At 71.2% G+C, this 18908-nt stretch carries 16 protein-coding genes and 1 tRNA gene; 7 read left to right on the top strand and 10 right to left on the bottom strand.

The window, feature by feature from the left end; genetic code table 11:
* The coding region (rpoB, locus tag AB0H64_RS30950; protein WP_357631717.1) for a DNA-directed RNA polymerase subunit beta at positions 1-3134 on the top strand (3134 nt) is incomplete at its 5' end.
* 86 nt (positions 3135-3220) lie between these two features.
* Here the strand turns inward: rpoB and AB0H64_RS30945 are convergent.
* From AB0H64_RS30945 to AB0H64_RS30930, 4 genes are read right to left on the bottom strand one after another with little or no spacing between them, the layout of a single operon-like run.
* Entirely contained in the window at positions 3221-5434 is a 2214-nt protein-coding gene (locus AB0H64_RS30945; RefSeq protein ID WP_357631714.1) for an FtsX-like permease family protein, read from the bottom strand.
* A complete protein-coding gene (locus AB0H64_RS30940) occupies positions 5431-6123 on the bottom strand; it encodes an ABC transporter ATP-binding protein (protein WP_357631720.1) in 693 nt (230 codons plus the stop codon). The genes AB0H64_RS30945 and AB0H64_RS30940 overlap by 4 nt, the downstream gene beginning before the upstream one ends.
* Entirely contained in the window at positions 6120-6647 is a 528-nt protein-coding gene (locus AB0H64_RS30935) for a PadR family transcriptional regulator (RefSeq protein ID WP_357631711.1), read from the bottom strand. The genes AB0H64_RS30940 and AB0H64_RS30935 overlap by 4 nt, the downstream gene beginning before the upstream one ends.
* Before the next feature lie 56 nt (positions 6648-6703).
* Entirely contained in the window at positions 6704-7069 is a 366-nt protein-coding gene (locus AB0H64_RS30930; protein WP_357631708.1) for a MerR family transcriptional regulator, read from the bottom strand.
* A gap of 79 nt (positions 7070-7148) precedes the next feature.
* Between AB0H64_RS30930 and AB0H64_RS30925 the strand changes: the two genes are divergently transcribed.
* Complete coding sequence (locus AB0H64_RS30925) at positions 7149-8045, top strand: NAD(P)-binding domain-containing protein (RefSeq protein ID WP_357631705.1); 897 nt, start codon at positions 7149-7151, stop codon at positions 8043-8045.
* Between the two features lie 78 nt (positions 8046-8123).
* Here the strand turns inward: AB0H64_RS30925 and AB0H64_RS30920 are convergent, their stop codons facing one another.
* The 3 genes from AB0H64_RS30920 to AB0H64_RS30910 all read right to left on the bottom strand — a co-directional run bounded on the left by AB0H64_RS30920 (position 8124) and on the right by AB0H64_RS30910 (position 13133).
* A complete protein-coding gene (locus tag AB0H64_RS30920) occupies positions 8124-9035 on the bottom strand; it encodes a M23 family metallopeptidase (RefSeq protein ID WP_357631703.1) in 912 nt (303 codons plus the stop codon).
* A gap of 202 nt (positions 9036-9237) precedes the next feature.
* Entirely contained in the window at positions 9238-12549 is a 3312-nt protein-coding gene (locus tag AB0H64_RS30915) for a WD40 repeat domain-containing serine/threonine-protein kinase (RefSeq protein ID WP_357631700.1), read from the bottom strand.
* Between the two features lie 92 nt (positions 12550-12641).
* Positions 12642-13133: a hypothetical protein gene (locus AB0H64_RS30910; RefSeq protein WP_357631697.1), complete on the bottom strand. Its 492-nt coding sequence runs from the start codon at positions 13131-13133 to the stop codon at positions 12642-12644.
* Between the two features lie 114 nt (positions 13134-13247).
* Here AB0H64_RS30910 and AB0H64_RS30905 point away from each other — a divergent pair, with 114 nt between their 5' ends.
* Complete coding sequence (locus AB0H64_RS30905; RefSeq protein WP_357631694.1) at positions 13248-13904, top strand: HNH endonuclease family protein; 657 nt, start codon at positions 13248-13250, stop codon at positions 13902-13904.
* Between the two features lie 18 nt (positions 13905-13922).
* Here the strand turns inward: AB0H64_RS30905 and AB0H64_RS30900 are convergent, their stop codons facing one another.
* Positions 13923-14141: a hypothetical protein gene (locus AB0H64_RS30900; protein ID WP_357631692.1), complete on the bottom strand. Its 219-nt coding sequence runs from the start codon at positions 14139-14141 to the stop codon at positions 13923-13925.
* An 87-nt stretch (positions 14142-14228) separates the two neighbouring features.
* On the opposite strand from AB0H64_RS30900, the gene AB0H64_RS30895 reads away from it, so the two are divergent.
* Positions 14229-14302: transfer RNA gene (locus AB0H64_RS30895), tRNA-Met, on the top strand.
* A gap of 7 nt (positions 14303-14309) precedes the next feature.
* Here AB0H64_RS30895 and AB0H64_RS30890 read toward each other — a convergent pair.
* Both AB0H64_RS30890 and AB0H64_RS30885 read right to left on the bottom strand, forming a co-directional pair.
* Positions 14310-14978, bottom strand: a complete 669-nt coding sequence (locus AB0H64_RS30890) for a hypothetical protein (protein ID WP_357631689.1) — start codon at positions 14976-14978, stop codon at positions 14310-14312.
* Between the two features lie 329 nt (positions 14979-15307).
* Positions 15308-16045, bottom strand: a complete 738-nt coding sequence (locus AB0H64_RS30885; protein ID WP_357631687.1) for a TetR/AcrR family transcriptional regulator C-terminal domain-containing protein — start codon at positions 16043-16045, stop codon at positions 15308-15310.
* A 107-nt stretch (positions 16046-16152) separates the two neighbouring features.
* Between AB0H64_RS30885 and AB0H64_RS30880 the strand changes: the two genes are divergently transcribed.
* From AB0H64_RS30880 to AB0H64_RS30870, 3 genes are read left to right on the top strand one after another with little or no spacing between them, the layout of a single operon-like run.
* A complete protein-coding gene (locus AB0H64_RS30880) occupies positions 16153-17313 on the top strand; it encodes an NAD(P)/FAD-dependent oxidoreductase (protein ID WP_357631685.1) in 1161 nt (386 codons plus the stop codon).
* 42 nt (positions 17314-17355) lie between these two features.
* Positions 17356-17982: a DUF4291 domain-containing protein gene (locus tag AB0H64_RS30875; protein WP_357631682.1), complete on the top strand. Its 627-nt coding sequence runs from the start codon at positions 17356-17358 to the stop codon at positions 17980-17982.
* Positions 17983-18017: 35 nt separating this feature from the next.
* Positions 18018-18887, top strand: coding sequence for a DUF72 domain-containing protein (locus tag AB0H64_RS30870; RefSeq protein WP_357631679.1), 870 nt, complete (start codon positions 18018-18020; stop codon positions 18885-18887).
* Positions 18888-18908: the final 21 nt, after the last annotated feature.

The raw sequence follows: 18908 nt of genomic DNA, 5'->3' as shown, positions 1-18908 counted from the left end.
TCTCCGCCCCGATGTTCGTGACGGCGGAGTTCATCAATAACACCACCGGTGAGATCAAGAGCCAGACGGTGTTCATGGGCGATTTCCCGCTCATGTCGCCGAAGGGGACGTTCGTCGTCAACGGCACCGAGCGTGTCGTGGTCTCCCAGCTCGTGCGCTCTCCGGGCGTGTACTTCGAGCGCAACGTCGACAAGGGCTCTGACAAGGACCTGTACGGCTGCAAGGTGATCCCGTCGCGGGGCGCCTGGCTCGAGTTCGAGATCGACAAGCGCGACAGCGTCGGTGTGCGCATCGACCGCAAGCGCAAGCAGCCGGTCACCGTGCTTCTCAAGGCGCTGGGATGGACCAACGACCAGATCCTCGAGCGTTTCGGCCAGTACGAGTCGATGCGCGCCACTCTGGAGAAGGACCACACGGCCGGCCAGGACGACGCGCTGCTCGACATCTACCGCAAGCTCCGTCCGGGCGAGCCGCCGACCAAGGAGTCGGCGCAGACCCTGCTGGAGAACCTGTACTTCAACCCCAAGCGGTACGACCTCGCCAAGGTCGGCCGGTACAAGGTCAACAAGAAGCTCGGGGTGGACTCGGAGATCACCCAGGGCACCCTGACCGAGGACGACGTCGTCGCCACGATCGAGTACATCGTCCGCCTGCACGCGGGCGAGGACTCGATGCCGGGCGTCAACGGCGAGGTCATCGTCGAGGTGGACGACATCGACCACTTCGGCAACCGCCGTCTGCGCAGCGTCGGCGAGCAGATCCAGAACCAGGTCCGACTGGGCCTGGCCCGCATGGAGCGGGTCGTCCGCGAGCGCATGACCACGCAGGACGTCGAGGCGATCACGCCGCAGACTCTGATCAACATCCGCCCGGTCGTGGCGTCGATCAGGGAGTTCTTCGGCACCTCGCAGCTGTCGCAGTTCATGGACCAGATCAACCCGCTGGCCGGTCTGACGCACAAGCGGCGTATGAACGCGCTGGGCCCCGGTGGTCTGTCGCGTGAGCGGGCCGGCTTCGAGGTCCGTGACGTGCACCCGTCCCACTACGGCCGGATGTGCCCGATCGAGACCCCTGAGGGCCCGAACATCGGCCTGATCGGCTCGCTGGCCTCCTACGCGCGGCTCAACGCGTTCGGCTTCGTGGAGACGCCGTACCGCAAGGTCGTGGACGGGAAGGTGACCGACCAGATCGACTACCTCACCGCCGACGAGGAGGACCGCTTCGTCAAGGCGCAGGCCAACACGGTGCTCAACCCGGACGGGTCGTTCGCCGAGTCCCGCGTCCTCGTGCGCACCAAGGGCGGTGAGACCGAGCTGGCCCGTGCCGAGGAGGTCGACTACATCGACGTGTCGCCGCGCCAGATGGTGTCGGTCGCGACGGCGATGATCCCGTTCCTGGAGCACGACGACGCCAACCGGGCGCTCATGGGCGCGAACATGATGCGTCAGTCGGTGCCGCTGCTCAGGAGCGAGGCGCCGCTGGTCGGCACCGGTATGGAGTACCGAGCGGCCACCGACACGGGCGACATGGTCAGCGCCGAGAAGGCGGGCGTGGTCGAGGAGATCTCCGCCGACTACATCACCGTCATGAACGACGACGGCACCCGGACGACGTACCGCGTGGCGAAGTTCAGGCGCTCCAACCAGGGCACCTCCTTCAACCAGCGGCCCATCGTCGCCGAGGGCGACCGGGTCGAGGTCAACCAGGTCATAGCGGACGGTCCCTGCACCGACCACGGTGAGATGGCGCTGGGCAAGAACCTCCTCGTGGCGTTCATGCCGTGGGAGGGCCACAACTACGAAGACGCGATCATCCTGTCCCAGCGGCTGGTGCAGGACGACGTGCTGTCCTCGATCCACATCGAGGAGCACGAGGTCGACGCCCGTGACACCAAGCTGGGCCCGGAGGAGATCACCCGGGACATCCCCAACGTCTCCGAGGAGGTCCTGGCCGACCTCGACGAGCGCGGCATCATCCGCATCGGCGCCGAGGTGGTCCCCGGCGACATCCTGGTCGGGAAGGTCACGCCGAAGGGCGAGACCGAGCTGACGCCCGAGGAGCGGCTGCTGCGCGCGATCTTCGGTGAGAAGGCCCGCGAGGTCCGTGACACCTCCCTGAAGGTGCCGCACGGCGAGGAGGGCAAGGTCATCGGGGTGCGGGTGTTCTCCCGCGAGGAGGGTGACGAGCTGCCGCCGGGGGTCAACGAGCTGGTGCGCGTCTACATGGCGCACAAGCGGAAGATCACCGTGGGCGACAAGCTGGCCGGCCGGCACGGCAACAAGGGCGTCATCTCCAAGATCCTGCCGGTCGAGGACATGCCGTTCCTTGAGGACGGCACCCCGATCGACATCATCCTCAACCCGCTGGGCGTGCCCGGCCGGATGAACGTCGGCCAGGTGCTGGAGTTCCATCTGGGCTGGATCGCCGCCAGAGGGTATGACGTCTCGGGCATCCAGGAGGCGTGGGCCGAGCGGCTGCGCGACAGGGGGCTCGAGAAGATCGAGCCGGGCACCAACATGGCCACCCCGGTCTTCGACGGCGCCCACGAGGAGGAGATCGTCGGCCTGCTCGGCGCCACCGTGCCCAACCGTGACGGCGACCGGCTGGTGCAGGGGAGCGGCAAGGCCCGGCTGTTCGACGGCCGCAGTGGCGAGCCGTTCCCGTATCCCATCGCCGTGGGCTACATCTACATCCTGAAGCTGCTCCACCTGGTCGACGACAAGATCCACGCCCGCTCGACCGGCCCGTACTCCATGATCACCCAGCAGCCGCTCGGCGGTAAGGCCCAGTTCGGCGGCCAGCGCTTCGGTGAGATGGAGGTGTGGGCGCTGGAGGCGTACGGCGCCGCCTACGCCTTGCAGGAGCTGCTGACCATCAAGTCCGACGACGTGCTGGGCCGCGTGAAGGTCTACGAGGCCATCGTCAAGGGCGAGAACATCCCGGAGCCGGGCATCCCCGAGTCCTTCAAGGTGCTCATCAAGGAGATGCAGTCGCTCTGTCTCAACGTCGAGGTGCTGTCCAGCGACGGCATGTCGATCGAGATGCGCGACACCGACGAGGACGTCTTCCGCGCCGCGGAGGAGCTCGGCATCGACCTGTCCCGGCGCGAGCCGAGCAGCGTGGAAGAGATCTGACCGCATCACGGCCGGCCGTCCCTCCGGTGCCCGATACCGGCCGGGACGGCCTGGCCGACGATGGGCGGCCTGAGCTTGACGGGCTCCTACTCGAAGCGCGCGTTGTCGGGCGCGGTCATGCGCCTGAGCAGTGGCAGGGCCGTGAGGATCACCAGGAGTGAGGCGGCCAGGCCGCCGCCGACGGACGCGAAGTAGACCGGCCCGGGCAGCGCCAGGGAGGCGCCCCTCATCGCGAGCTGGTCGATGAGCGGCTCGGCCACGCCGAAGCCGGCGCCGGCGGCGAGCACGGCGGCCAGGACGAGCGGCAGCGCCGCTTCCAGCAGCACGACCGTGGCCAGGGTGCGCGTGGGCGTCCCGGCCAGCCGCAGCAGGGTGAACGGCTGCCTGCGCTCCACCAGGCTGCCGCCGACCGCCACCACGAGGCTGCAGCCGCCGGTGATCAGGGTGAGCACCACGACGGCCAGCGCGACGCTCTCCGCCCGGGTGTACAGGTCCGCCCTGACCTGGGCGACCTCGGCGAAGGTCATCGGCGCCTGGGCGGTGTGGCCGGCCAGCAGGGTGCGCAGCCGCTCCAGCGTCGCCGTGTCGCCCGTGCGGATCATGACGGCCGTCAGGGCGAGCCCGGTGGCGGAGGCGGACTGGCTGGTGGGTCCTGCCAGGGGGATCAGCTTGTCGATGAAGAGGGGGTTGTCGGCACCGACGACACGGTCGAAACGGCCCATCACGGCCTGCGCGCCCGCGGGGCAGCGGCCGAGCACGGGGAAGCGGGCCAGGGACGAGCACTCGACGACGGAGGTCGCGGGGGGCGCGTCGAGAGGGGGCGGGCCGAGGCTCTCCAGGTCCGCCCTGGCGTAGATGGGCAGGACGTCCACGCCGGGGTGGGCGCGCAGCCGGGCGAGCAGGTCCGCCCCCGCCCGCGGTGGCAGGCCCTCTATGCCGGGCCGGGAGAACGTGGCGCCCAGCACGCCGTCGAGCGTGCCGCCGGCCACGGCCCGCTGGCCCGTGACTACCGCGGGTACGAGCGCCGCGATCGTCGTCCCGATGAAAACCGCCAGCACCAGCCCGCTCACCGACCTGAAGGCCGTCTTCGGGTCGGCGGCCAGGCGCTGGGCGGCCAGCAGCGTCGCCGCGCCGCGGGTCAGCCGGGCGGTCAGGCGCGCGGCCAGCATCGTCAGCCACGGCCCGGCCAGCACGAGGCCGATCATGACGAGCGCGATCCCGGCGTCGGTGGGCAGGGCGTGGAGCTTGCCGCCCTGGAACGCCGGGCCCGCGAACAGCCCCAGCCCGGCCAGGAGCGGGATCACCCGCCAGGCCCTCGGTGGCGGCGGGGCGGCCTTCCTGGCCACGCCGAGCGGTGAGATCCGCACCCGGCGCAGCGACCACAGCGCGGCGCCGGCCGCGACGAGCGGCACGCAGGCGAGCACGGCCGCGTACTGCCAGGGGGCCGGGACGGCCAGCTCGGGGAAGAAGCGCGACCCGGTGATCCGCACCGCGGCCACCGCCGGCCGTACGAGCTGGAAGAGCACGACGCCGGCCAGCGCGCCGAGCAGCGCGCCCACCGCGGCGTCCACCGCGGCGAGCGTGTTGATCTGCCGGGAGGTGGCGCCGGCCAGCCTGATCGCCGCGAAGCGCGTCTCGCGGCGGGCGGCGGCCAGGCGGGTGGCGGTGCCCACGAGCACCAGCAGCGGGACGATCAGTCCGACGGCGGCGATGCCGAACCCGACCTGATAGACGTCCGTGCTGTCGTCCACCGCGGGCTCGGTGGCCACCGTGTCCACCTGCCGGGTGCCGAGCACGGCGGCGACCTGCTGCGGCGTCCGCCCCACCACCACGACGAGCTCGTCGGGCCCCGACAGCGCGGCCTGGCCGATCAGCCCCGTCCGCGTTCCCGGGAAGCGGTCGGCGAGCTCCTGCCGTGGCGCGGAGTCCAGCAGCCCGGCCAGGGCGGGCGAGACGTAGTACTGGCCGGGGGCGGGCATGCGGGACAGCCCGGGGATGACCGGCGCCCGGGAGCCGAGCGCCGCCGCGTCCAGCCTCTTGATCCGCCGGCCGGCGTAGTAGTCCTCGCGCAGGTTCCACAGCGCGCCGCCGGCGGTGGCGTCGAGGGCCCGGCCGCTGGGCGCCGTGCCCTGCGTGCACTCCCAGCAGGGGCGGTCGCTGGTGGCCTGGAAGGCGTTGAAGAGCGACAGCGTGGCCAGCAGCACCGCGACGCCGACCGCCACCCCGGCCACGATCAGCGACAGCCGGGCCGCCGTCTCCCTGCCGCTGCTCAGCGACAACCGCAGTCCCAGCCGGATCATCGGACGATGCCGCTCGCGTACGGGTCGGTCACCTTGCCGTCGCGCACGACGACCTCCCGGTCGGCGCAGGCGGCGACCCGGGCGTCGTGCGTCACCACGATCACGGTGGCGCCTTCCTCGCGGGCCAGACCCACCAGCAGCTCCATCACGTGCTCGCCGGTGAGTGAGTCGAGCGCGCCGGTCGGCTCGTCGGCGAAGATCACGCGTGGGCGGGTCACCAGCGCTCTGGCGATCGCCACGCGCTGTGCCTGCCCGCCCGACAGCTCCCCGGTACGCCGGCCGCCCAGGCCGCCCAGCTCCAGCCGCTCCAGCCAGGAGGCGGCCAGGGCGTAGGCGGGCCTGCGCCTGGTGCGGCCGAGCAGGAGCGGCAGCGCCACGTTGTCGGCCACGGTCAGCTCGGGCACGAGCTGACCGAACTGGAAGACGAAGCCGAAGGCGGTGCGCCGCAGCTCGCTGCGGCGGCCGTCGTCCAGCGTGTCCAGCCGCCGCCCGTCGAACCACACCTCGCCGCTGTCCGGGGTGAAGATCCCGGCTAGGCAGTGCAGGAGCGTCGACTTGCCGGAGCCGCTGGGACCCATGATGGCCAGGGTCTCGCCCGCGGTCACCGACAGGCTGGCCTCCCGCAGCGCGGGCGTGTTGCCGTAGGAGCGGCTGATCCCCTCGGCACGCAGGAGCGCGTTGGCGATCATCGGCGACACACCGCCTCCGCCAGCGCCCCCAACCGGGCCTGGGTGACGTCGATCCACCGCAGGTCGGCCTCCAGGCGGAACAGGGCATGGTCGGCGAGGAGCATGTCGACCAGCGCGGCCTCGCGCTTCAGCTCGGTCAGCTCCCGCATCCGCCGCAGATGCGTCGCGCGCTGGGCGTCCAGGTAGCCCGCCGCGTCGCGGTCCAGCATCAGCGCCAGCACGACCTTCGTGAACAACACCGTCTGCAGGTACGGCTCCGCCGCGACCGGCTCGGCCAGCCACGCCTCGACCTCGTCCTTGCCGATCGGGGTGATGACGTACTGCTTGCGGTCCGGTCCGTCGCCCGGCTCGTTCTGCCCGGCGGTGACCTTGCCGTCCCTGGCCAGTCGGGCGAGCGTGGAGTAGACCTGGCCGAAGGGCAGGGGCTTGCCCCTGCCGAAGTAGGTGTCGTAGTCGCGCTTCAGGTCGTATCCGTGGCTCGGTTCTCGCTCCAGGAGGCCGAGCAGCGCAAGAGGGACGCTCATGAGGCGAATATACCCCGAGTGTATATCCGCCAGTGATACGCGCCGCTGATACGCGCCTACGCCACCGAGGAGCTGCGCTTGGTGACCTCGATGTAGTCCTGGAGGACCTCACGGGTCCGGACGAGCGTGTCGATGTGGTCGTCCAGCGCTCCCAGGCGTGCCTGGAGCATGTCCAGGAGCTCGGGGCAGGGAACGAGGTCGGGGGCCGCGCCGGTGGCGCAGGGCAGCAGGTACTCGATCTCCTGGGTCGACAGTCCGGCTTCGAGCAGCCTCCGGATCTGGGTCACGGTCAGGATGGCGTCGTCGGCGTACTCGCGGTAGCCGTTGGCGCCGCGGCCAGGTTCGAGCAGGCCCTGGGCCTCGTAGTAACGCAGCTGATGTGTGTGGACGCCGGTCCGCCGGCTCAGCTCCCCGATCAGCACGCCCGCTCCCCCTTGACCTTCATATCGATATGAACGTTGAGGATTCTGCCATGACGACCAACCCACTCTCAGGGAGCGCATGATGCAGAATCGCGATGCCGGTCACACTCCCGTGACGGTCCTCGGCCTCGGTCTGATGGGGCAGGCGCTGGCCGGAGCGTTCCTGCGCGACGGACACCCCACGACCGTGTGGAACCGTACGGCGGAGAAGGCCGATCACCTGGTAGCTCAGGGGGCGAGGCTCGCCGGCTCGGTCGCCGACGCCGTCGCGGCCGCCCCGCTCGTGGTCGTCTGCGTGTCGGACCACGAGGCCGTGCGGGAGCTGCTCGACCAGGCGGGCGAGGATCTCGGCGGCCGGGTCCTGGTGAATCTGACCTCGGGGACGTCGCAGGGGGCCCGCGAGATCGCCGAGTGGGTGGCGCGGCGCGGCGGCGCGTTCCTCGACGGCGCCATCATGGCCACCCCTCCGGCCATCGGGGCGGACGCCGTCATCGTCTACAGCGGGCCCCGGCCGGCCTTCGACCTGTACGAGCCGGCCCTGCGGAGCCTGGGCGCGGGGACGACGCATCTCGGGGACGACCACACCCTGTCGTCGCTGCACGAGATGGCCGTGGTGGGCCTCATGTGGAACGTCCTGAACGGCTACCTGCACGGCGCCGCCCTGCTCGGCGCCGCCGGTGTGGACGCCACGGCGTTCACCCCGATCGCGGTCAAGGGGATCGAGACGGTGACCGGCTGGCTGCCCGCCTACGCGCGGCAGATCGACGACGGCGCGTACCCGGTCCTGGACTCCACCATCGACACCCACCTGGCCGCGATGGAGCACCTCGTCCACGAGAGCGAGCACCTCGGGGTCGACACCGAGCTTCCGAAGCTCATCAAGGCCCTGACCGGCCGGGCGGTGGCCGACGGGCACGGTGGCAGCGGCTACGCGGCCATGGTCGAGCAGTTCCGCAAGCCTTCTGGGCGGCGATAGCTCTCGTACGGGATCGGTCGCCGGCGGAGCGCTCGCGAGGCTCCTCCGGCGACCGATCACCTCATGCCTGCCGGCCGGTCAGTCGCAGTGCTCGAACCCGCTCGTGTACGTGCTGCTGCCGATCGAGCCGCCCCACTTGACGCACTTCCCGGGCGCGGACCGCTTCACGGGGCCCGCGTAGTACTGGTAGCTGCCCGAGTCGGTCGTCCTGGTCGATCCCTCCGGCTCAAGGAACGCCGACATCGACGTCGAGGAGCTGAGGTTCGTCGTCTTCAGCGTGACGACGCAGTTGTAGCCGTTGCCCGAGTTGAAGAGCAGGTACGCGCGGCCACCGGTGAGCGCCGCCGAGTCGATGACCGAGTAACCGCTGCCGCAGACCTCCTCGGGGGTGTGCGGGTTGCCGCTGCTGCTGCAGGAGTTGGTGCTGGTGATGGCCTTCTTCTGGCCCAGGGACACGGTCACGCCCTCGACGGTCGGGCTGGTGTCCATCGCACCGCCGGAGGTCCGCTGCTCGTAGTGCAGGTGCGGGGCGTTGGAGCCGCCGGTCGAGCCGACCGTGCCGATCACGGTGCCCTGGCTGACGGTCATCGAGCCGCCGGCCGAGCGCACCATGCTCGCGAGGTGGGCGTAGCGGGTCCTGGTGCCGTCACCGTGACGGATCTCCACCCACTGGCCGTAGCTCGTGCTGCCCGCGTTGTAGAAGTAGGCGGTGCCGGCGGCGGTGGCACGCACCGTCTCGCCGTTGATGTCGTCGCTGCCGTAGTCCTGCCAGTCGATGGAGCCCGAGGGGTTGTGCGCGGGGGTCCCGGTCCAGTTGTTGGCGTAGAAGGTCTTCCCGCAGTTGAACGGGCTCTTGTGGGAGACGGCCATGGCACTGCTGCTCTGCGCCGACGCGGCCTGGGGAAGAAGGACGGCCGTGAGGCCGACGAGCAGGACGGGGATCGCGGATATGAGGGTCTTGGGCCATGCCGGCCTGGGGGGTGTGGGCATGTTCACCTCTCTGAACAGGTGCTTCGTATTGAGGGGATACGGTTGGGCGCCCAGAAGGTCGATCAGAAGGTATCGCTGAAAGTTCTCTTCATCAATCTTTGTTGAAATGAAATTTTGCGGCTTTTCTCGCTGGTTGTCGGGGCCGGGCCGGCCGCCGGCGACGAGCGATCATGAGCCAGTATGCCGTCAGGCACGCCAAAAATCATGGATTCGGCTGTGTCTTATTCGGGCAGACGTCCCGGTACGGCAGATCCCCGAAGTACTGCCGCCACTCGGCCCAGGTGAGAGTGCGTCCGGCGCGTGCGCAGGTGGCCGCCGCCCACCGCGCCGGACTCACGGTGATCTCGAAGATCCGGCCGGCGGCGTCGGCCACGTACAGGCTGGACCCGGCGAACGCCAGCGACGTGATGTCCGCCCCCCGCAGCAGGAACGCGCCCCCCATTCGTCTGCGCGCCGCCACGTCCCACACCTGCACGGTGCCGCCCTCGTCTGCGGCGGCCAGGAGACGGCCCGCGGCGTCGAAGACCAGCCGGTCGAGCCCGGCGTCCCGGTCGCCGCGGAGTAATGTCCGCTGGAGGCGGCCGTCACGCCAGAGCTGGATGCGGCCGTAGGGGATATCGGCGGCGATCGTGCCGTCGTGGCTCATCGTCCGGGCGCGCATCGCCACAGGTGTTCTCCTGCCGGTTCCCAGATCGATGATCTCCCCGTCGCCGGTGAACAGACGCCTGCCGTCCATCGAGAACACCGCGCTCTCCGTGTGGCTGGCGGAGGTCATGATCTTCGCACCCGTGCGGGCGTCGACCACGAGCAGCTCGCCCGAGACCGGCATGCCGGCGACATGGTCACCGTAGGGCGTCTGGCCGATGGCGAGGCGTGCGCCGTCCGGGCTGAACGTCACCGCACCGGGACTCAGGTCCAGATTGAGCGGCACGCTCCAGAGTCGCCTGCCGGTGGCGACGTCCCATCCCTGGAGGGTCCGGCCGCTGGTCACCAGGGTCCTGCCCGCCGGGTCGAAGACGGCCGACGTGTCACGCGTCCCGAGCCGAGCCGCCGGCCTGCGGGCGCGTACGTCCCAGAGCGTGACCGGCCGGTCCTCGGCGAGGACGGCGGCGACGTGGCCGTCCGGGCTCAGCACCGTGTCCGTGCCGCGCTCTCCCACGGAGGACACCGGCTCCACGGGACGCAGGTCGAGTGCCAGGAGGCTGTCTTCGGCGAGCACCCACAGCGTGTGCCCGTCCTTGTCGGCGCGCACGTCCACCACGTCGCTGTCGGCCTTGTACTCCAGCACCTGCCGCCGGTCGGCCACCCGCCAGGCGAGCACCGTCCTGCCGGTGAAACCCGCCACGTGGCTGCCGTCGGGGCTGAAACGCAGCGCCGGCCGCGTCGTGATCGGCTGCCACTCTCCCTCCGCCCGCCGTTTCCCGCTCGCCACGTCGTACAGGCGAAGGGCGCCCTCCTTGTCGGCGCAGGCCCGCGTCGTGCCGTCCGGGCTGACCGCGCAGCCTTGTGCCGCCTGCTCGGAGCGCCGGTTCCGTACGACGTCCCAGAGATGGACGGTCTTCCGTCCGCTGAAGGAGTACACCAGGGTCGACTCCTGCTCGGTGAAGGAGAACGTGCCGATCCCGAGATACAGCTCGGGGTCACGCATCTCCTGGATCCGGCGTCCCGTCCGGGTGTCCCACACGGTCACGCTCTGGTCGGTGACCACCGCCAGCAACCTGCCGGTACGGTTCAGCGACGCGCTGTAGACCGTCACCTGCCGGAACTCCTGGGACGCCCAGCCGCCGATCCGCCTTCCGGTACGCGGATCGAGGAGGCGCACCCCGGACGGCCCGACCAGGGCCACGGCACCGCCGCCGCTCCCGATCGCCCGCGTCTCCTGAGGATCGGCCCAGGAGTCGTCGAACACCGCGACCTCCCGCTGCCACCTGGCCAGCGCCAGGCTGCCCCGCGTGTCGACGTCGTCGTGCAGCCGCCAGGCCGCCACGCTGAGCAGCATCGCCGCCACGGGGTCGGCGGACCGCATGCCGTTCGCCTCCAGCGCCACCCGCCGCGCCGTGGCCTCGTCACGTTGCCGCGCCGTCTCCTGGCCCTGCCGTACGGCCAGGCCGCCCGCCACCAGCGACACCACGAGCAGCGCCGCCAGCGCCGCGATGGTGAGCGCTCTGCGGCGTCCGCGCCTCCTCGTCAGCTCAGTGGCCGCCCGCAGGTAGTCGCGCTCGAGCGGGGTCAGCGTCACGTGGCGGCGGCCGGTCGCCGCCCAGGTGAGCGCCTGCTCCAACTGCGTGCCCTGCGGCAGGTCGGCGTCCTTCCTGCCGTGCTCGTCCCACCGCCTCGCCGCCGTGCTGATCCTCGTCAGTACGGCCAGCCCGTCCCGCTCCGCGTCTACCCAGAGCCGCAGCCTCGGCCAGGCCCGCAGGAGCGCCGGACGCGACAGCGCCACCGCCCCGTCCCGCTCGGCCACCACGTAGGAGAAGACTCGCAGGATCCGCGCGACGGCCGCCGCCTCCTGCTCCGTGCGCCCGTCGAACAGCTCGCCGAGCGCAGCCCACCGGCCGGTCTCCTGCCCGTCCTCCGTCACCGCGACGAGCCTGAGGAACACCGTCGCCGCGAGCTCGCGCTCCTCGGGCCCGAGTGTGCCGTAGGCGTCCTCGGCCAGCGTCCCCAGCGCAGGGTCCCCCTCGTGCGGTACGTGCAGGCCGCCGGCGGCGCGGCTGCCCTGCCGCAGAAGCCCGCGCGTGTCCGAGCCGTCGCCGCTGACCAGGGCGAGCAGCAGGTCACGGGCGGCAGGCCGCGCCGCGGGGTCCTTGTCCAGGGCCGCCTCGACCAGCGGGCGCAGCCGCGGCGGCATCGCCGTCAGGTCGGGATGCGAGGAGAGCACCCGGTGCAGCACGCTGCCCAGATTGTCGGCCCTGAACGGATCCTGCCCCGTGGCGGCGAACACCATGATCGCGCCCCACGCGAACACGTCGCCAGCCGTGCCCGCCCGCTGCCCGGTGAAGACCTCGGGCGCCATGTACGTGGGCGTCCCCGCCACCCCGCCGGTCGTCGACATGTCGATCAGACTGGCGACACCGAAGTCGATGACCCGTGGCCCGTCCGGTCCGAGCAGCACATTGTCCGGTTTCAGGTCACGGTGCACCACGCCCGCCTCGTGGATGGCGGTCAGCGCGGTGACGATCGCGGTGGCCAGGCGGTACAGGTCGTCGCCCGCGAAGATCTTCCCCGCGGAGCGCAGGCTGGGCCCGGGGACGTACTCGGAGACGATGTACGGCTTGTCGCCGGCCAGCTCGACGTCCAGCACGCGGGCCGTGCAGAACGAGGCGACACGCTGAGCCGCGGTCGCCTCGCGCTCCAGCCGGTCCCGGTCGGCGGCGTGCAGCACCTTCAGCGCGACCCGTCCGCCGTCCTCCCGATATGCGTCGTAGACCACGCCTTGGCCGCCGGCACCCAGCCGCCCGGCCAGCCAGTAGTCACCGATCCGCTGCGGATCCGAGCCGGTCAAGGGCTTCACGGACGGGTTAGACGCATCGCTTTCCGCCGAAGTTGCCCGTTCCGACCGTTGCCGCTTCGGTTGTGCGATCTGTCACCGACGAAGGCAGGCCGTCAGCACAGGAGGCCGCCGTTCTCCGGGGTCTCGCCGGAGGAGGCGGAGATGTCGATGCCGTATCCCGGGACACCGTCCATGCTGTGCCCTCCCAGCGAGAGGAAGGCCGTGGTCTCGCCGATCCGCTTGGTGTAGCAGACGTCCTGGGAGGACTCGTCACCGACGACGGGCCGCCATCCGTCCGTCCTGGCTGCGGTGTCGTAGAAGGAGGTGTACTCCTCGCGGGTCCCCGGGAACTCGTAGGACCTGCCCGCGTACGGGAACGGGTCGTCCGCGAAGCACCCGGCGTGGCGGTCCCGGACGACGGCGCCGTCCGGATGAGTGGTGAGGATCTTCTGCGCGGCCAGCACCGGGACGATGCCTGCCTCCGTGGCGCCGCACCCCGGACCGGTGGACGTCCCCAAGGTCGTGTACGCGAGCCCGCCCAGGAGAAGGGCCGTTCCGGCCGCTCCGGCGACGATTCTCCCGAACCGGGAGCGGCGGACCCTCATGTCCGGAGCCTATCCGGAACGATCAAGAAGTGCGTGGGCGGGAGACGCTCACCTCACTCTTTCGTGCGTCGAGTATCGCTGCCGCAGGCAACGGATCCCTGGTATGGGTGGAACATGATCTACTTGCGCCGGGCAGTCCAAGTCGCCGTACTCACCCTCGTGGCCCTGCCGATCGCCGCCGTCATCGCCACCCCGCCGGCGGCAGCCACCCCGCGTAAGCGATCGCAGGCCGAGGCCGGTGCGCTGGCCCGCGGCATGCTGGCCCACCTGAAGGTCGCCCGGCCGTTATCCCTCCGTGGCTACAGCCACCGGCGGTTCCAGCCGCGCTGGACCCACCACAGGGGCAGGTGCGACGTGCGTGAGGTGGTCCTGGCGCGCGACGGTCGCCGGGTGCGCAAGAACGCGGCCTGCCACCCGGTCAGGGGCGTCTGGTACAGCCCGTACGACGGGAAGCGGCTGAAGAGCGAGCGGCAGGTCGACGTCGACCACGTCGTGCCGCTCGCGTACGCCTGGCGCTCCGGGGCCCGCAGGTGGAGCGAGGCGCGGCGGCGGGCCTTCGCCAACGACCTCATCCGGCCGGAGCTCGTCACGGTCAGCCACTCGGCCAACATCGCCAAGGGCGGGCAGGGGCCGCAGAGCTGGCGGCCGCAGCGTCGCGCCTACTGGTGCCGCTACGCGACCTCGTGGATCACCGTGAAGCACCACTACCGGCTGTTCGTGACCCGGAGCGAGAAGGTGGCCCTGCTCAACATGCTCCGCACCTGCCGCTGACCCCGCGAACAGGCGCGGTCAGGCGGGCTCGCTGAGGCGGTTGCCGTAGTGGGCGAGCATGGTGGTCTGGGACGTCTCAGGAGCCAGGCGGCCGAGCAGCGGTGGGATGCGCCAGTTCGCGGGGTTGCGCCTGGCCAGCCGGGACACCAGGGAGATGCGCGGGTAGCGGGCCTGCTCGTAGGCCCGTAGCCGTACCGCCGGATCGTCGCCGCCCTTGGCGAGCTCGCGCCCGAGCACCCACGCGTCCTAAGGAGCTACGGGAGCCCACCTCCTAAAACGGGTGGCTTTCGGAGGTTCGTTGCTGGGACAGTTGATCTCGCCAGCGCCTGCATAGCTCAGTCGGCGAGAGCGCCGCACTCATAATGCGGAGGTCCCAGGTTCGAGTCCTGGTGCAGGTACCGCCACTCACGACGGCCCGGAACTCCTATGGCCTTCGTCTGGATCCGCCGGCTCCACGACCGGTGCGATCTGCAGTGGTGTCGTGCCCCCGCCGGCGATCTCGCGCCCTTGACTCAGCGTGTGGTCAAGCTGCCTGGCCAGGAGCGGGAGGGTCGCCGGAGGCAGATACGCGTCAGCGCCGGCGTCGAGCAGTCGCCGGACCGGGCCGTAGTACTGAACTCCGAGTTCGTGGTCCTCGATCTCGGTGACGATGACGCGAGCTTTCGGGAACATCGATCGGAGCCCTCCGATCAACTGCGGGCTGCCTGGAGGGACCAGCAGCACATCGGTCGTCGCGGGAGCCGCATGCATGTCGAGCACTACGTAGTCCGCTCCGAGCTGGGTGGACAGCGCGACCCGAGCCGCGGTCGACAGCTCCATCGCGGTGGCCACGACCGTCACGCTCTCGTGGTCGACCGGTGCTTGCTTGTCGGCCTTGTCCGGCGCGTCGCGATCGACGATGGCGCCTTGGACCACGTCAATGGTGCTGGAGATCGTCGCGATCGACGCGCCGTCACGCGTGAGGACCAGGCTCTCGCCAGGCTCGAGGGCGTCGATGAGGGCCACGACGTCTTCGGGAAGGCGGGTCACGTCGACTCGCTGCGTGGAGCGTGGGGCACGTTTGCGGATCATCATGCCCGGGACACGCTCACGGCTGCGAGGGCATGCTGCTCCGGCGCCCAGCGAGAGGCCCATCCACGGTGACATGGCCGCCTGCCCCGAAGGTCCCGCTCAACCGGATGGTCACATGATCCCCTTCTGCTGCTGAGATCTTGTTGGATGCCGCCGCACGACCGTTGGTTCGAGACCGCGCCGGAGTTCCCTCGTCGTCTATGCCCACGTCCATGGGCGGCGACCGGCACGGGTCAGGGCGTCCTCCAAGCGGTGCTCAGCGTCGTCGCCGTCCCTGAGCGAGCATCCCCCGGCTCTCCGGAGCCGGGGGCATCCGCGTTCCACGGGGGACCTCAGCGGCGGAGGCGGGCGGCGATGCCGTCCAGGACGCACGCGAGGCCGGCGTCGAAGGTCGCGTCCGCGTCGATGTGGGTGGCGTCGTGGACCCAGCGGGCCAGCGTGGGGTAGCGGCCGGTGGCCAGCATCCGGGTGAGGTACGGCCCGGAGGCGACCTGCCACTGCCGCTCGTCCAGGCCCGTGTCCCGCTCGGCGCGCAGCTCGGCGACGTGGGTCCTGATCGCTCCGAACAGGTAGACGCGCACCGTCTCGACGGCGTGCGCCACCGTGTCGATGTGGTCGAAGCCGGGCGCGCCGTCCACGGCGGCCAATGACGCCTCCAGGTGGGCCAGCGCGTTGGGGCCGAGGCGCGGCCGTCCGCCGAGCAGGTCGGCGAACCAATCGTGCCGCAGGGCTGTCCGCCTCATGCCGTGGGCGAGGGACCGCAGGGCGCCGCGCCAGTCGTCGCCGGTGCGGGCGGGCCGTGGCATCTCGCCGTACACGGCGTCCACCATGAGGTCCAGCAGCTCGTCCTTGTTGGACAGGTAGCCGTACAGCCGCATCGGGCCCGCGTCGAGCGCGGCGGCGACCTTGCGCAGCGACACCGCCTCCAGCCCGTCGGCGTCGGCCAGCGCGATCGCGGCCCGCACGATCCCGTCCCTGCTCAGGGGGGTCGGGACGGGCCTGGTCGGCGGCTCGGGCCGCTCCCACACCAGCGTCGGCTCGCCCTCCCCGGCCTCTCGTCGCGCCGCCATCGCGCTTCCTCCCTTGCGCAGGCCTGTCCGTACGTGGTTAGGATACAGCACATCGATCGATACAGTGTATCGACGACATACGGCGTATCGCAGAGAGGAAATGACCCATGGGCGACCACCAGCGCATCGCCGTCATCGGAGCGGGTCCCGGCGGACTCACCCTGGCCCGCGTCCTGCGCGTCCACGGCATCGACGCCGTCGTGTACGAGCGCGAGCCGTCACGTGCCGCCCGCGGCCAGGGCGGCATGCTCGACCTGCACACGGAGAGCGGCCAACGGGCCATGCGGGAGGCCGGCCTGGAGGCGGAGTTCCGGGCCATCGCCCGCCGCGAGGGGCAGGACATGCGGCTGCTCGACCACACCGGCACCCTGCTCCTCCAGGAGGACACCCCCGACGACGCCCCGCTCGCCCGTCCCGAGGTCGACCGCGCCGACCTGCGCGACGTCCTGCTCGACTCGCTCCCGGAGCACGCCGTCGTGTGGGGACGCGCGTTCCGGCACGCCACCCCCCTGCCGGGGGGCGGCCACACCCTCCACTTCGCCGACGGCACCAGCGCCACCTGTGACCTGCTCGTGGGCGCGGACGGCGCCGGCTCCCGGGTACGGCCGCTGCTGACCGACGCCCAGCCGTTCCACACCGGCGTGAACACGGTGGAGCTGGGCATCCCCGACATCGATCGCACCCACCCCGAGCTCGCCGCCATGGTCGGACGCGGCACCTACTGGGCCATCGGCCCGGACAAGTCCCTGTCTGCCCAGCGCAACGGCGACGGCCGCGTCCGTGTCTACCTCTCCCTGTGCACGCCCGCCGACTGGCTGGCCACCTGCGGAATCCCCTTCGACGACCCCGCGCGCACCCGCGCCGCCCTGGAGGAGCTGCTCGCCGGCTGGGCGCCGCAGCACCTCGCCCTCATCCGGGCCTGCGACGACACCGTCATCCCGCGTCCGATGACCATGCTGCCCATCGGCCTGACCTGGCCCACCACCCCCGGTGTCACGCTCGTCGGCGACGCGGCCCACCTGATGCGGTCGGCCGGCGAGGGCGCGAACATGGCCATGCTCGACGCGACCCTGCTCGCCCTGGCCCTGGCCGCCGACCCGGACGACCAGGCCGCCGCCGTCGCCCGCTACGAGAAGGAGATGTTCGAGCGCACCGCCGCCGCCGCACGGGAGGGCCAGAGGATCATGGAGATGATGTGGTCGCCGGACGGCGTCCAGCGCATACTCCGCTTCTTCCAGGGCCACAAAGAGGTCCCCGCGGACGCGTAATCCGGTTGCCGGGCAGGTGGGCGGTTCTGCACCATCACCAGGATGAACGTCCCGTACCGGCAGATCCGTGCCGCCTTCACCGACGAGTCCATCACCGTCTACCAGGCCTACGACCCCGCCATCGCCGATCCGGCCGTCGCCGCGCAGCGCTTCGTGCCCCCGTTCAAGCGCGAGCGGATGACCTGGATCAAGCCGTCCTTCCTGTGGATGATGTACCGCTGCGGCTGGGCCGCCAAGCCCGGCCAGACGAGGGTCCTCGCCGTCGACATCACGCGGGAGGGGTTCGCGTGGGCGCTGGAGCACGCCTGCCTGAGCCATCCCGAAGGCCACTCCGGCGGCCGTCCCGGCGGTGAGGCCGACGCGGCGGAGTGGAAGGCCCGGCTGCGCGCCAGCCCGGTCCGGATCCAGTGGGACCCCGAACGCGACCCGCACCACAACGCCCTGCCGTACCGGTCGATCCAGGTCGGCCTGTCCGGCGAGGCGGTCACCCGCTACGTCGACGAGTGGACCCTCGCGATCACCGACGTGACCGGCCGCGTTCACGACCTGCGGCGGGCCCTGCGCGACGGCCGGGACATCACAGACCTGCTGCCCGCGGAGCGCCCGTACCCCCTCCCCGCGGACCTCGCCCGCTCCATCGGCGCCACCCTCCAGACCGGCGTCGCCTGACATCCCCGCAGCCGCGGGCGGGTAGCGTCGTGGTCATGCGGCTTCATGTGGGATGCGCCATGTGGACTCACGCGCCGTGGCAGGGACGCTTCCTGCCGCACCCCCTGCCCCCCACCGAGCGCCTGCGGGCCTACGCCACCTGGTGCGACGCGGTGGAGGGCAACACCACCTTCTACGCCACGCCCGCGAGGAGCACGGTGGAGTCGTGGGCGGCGCAGACCGATCCCGGCTTCCGGTTCGTGGTCAAGTTGCCCAAGCCGATCACCCACGAGCGCCGCCTCACCGGCGCCGGCGAGGAGCTGCGGGCCTTCCTGGACGCGATCGAGCCGCTCGGGCCCCGCGCGCACGCCCTGTGGGTCCAGTTGCCCGGCTCGTTCGGCCCGAACGACCTCGGCACGCTCGCCGCGTTCCTCCAGCGGCTCCCCGAGGAGCACCGGTACGCCGTCGAGGTGCGGCACCGCGCGTTCTTCGAGGACGTACGGGCCGCCCGCGCGCTGGAGTCGGTGCTCGGCCGCATCGGCGCCGAGTGGATACCGTTCGACACCGTCGCGTTCTTCGACAGCCCGCCCACCAGCGACGCCGAGCGTGAGGCCTGGACGAGGAAGCCGCGCGTGCCCCGCCGCGCCACGGCCCTCACCGACCGTCCGATCGTCCGCTACCTCGGCCGGGACGACATCACCCGCACGGTCGAGGGCTGGCGGCCGTGGGTGGGCACGGTCGTGGAGTGGCTGCGTGAGGGCCGCTCGCCGACGGTCTTCGTCCACACCCCGGACAACGCCGAGGCGCTGTCCCTGGCCCGCCGCTTCCACGACGAGGTCCGCGCCCTGGTGCCCGAGCTGGAGCCGCTGCCCGAGCCCATGTCACCGTCCGACACCACCGGGACCGAGCCGCTGACTCTCTTCTGAGACCCCGCGATGTCACGATGG

The organism is Nonomuraea sp. NPDC050733, from assembly GCF_040654215.1.
Taxonomy (GTDB): domain Bacteria; phylum Actinomycetota; class Actinomycetes; order Streptosporangiales; family Streptosporangiaceae; genus Nonomuraea.
Note: the sequence above shows the minus strand (reverse complement) of the source record. Positions and strands in the feature narration are given on the sequence as shown.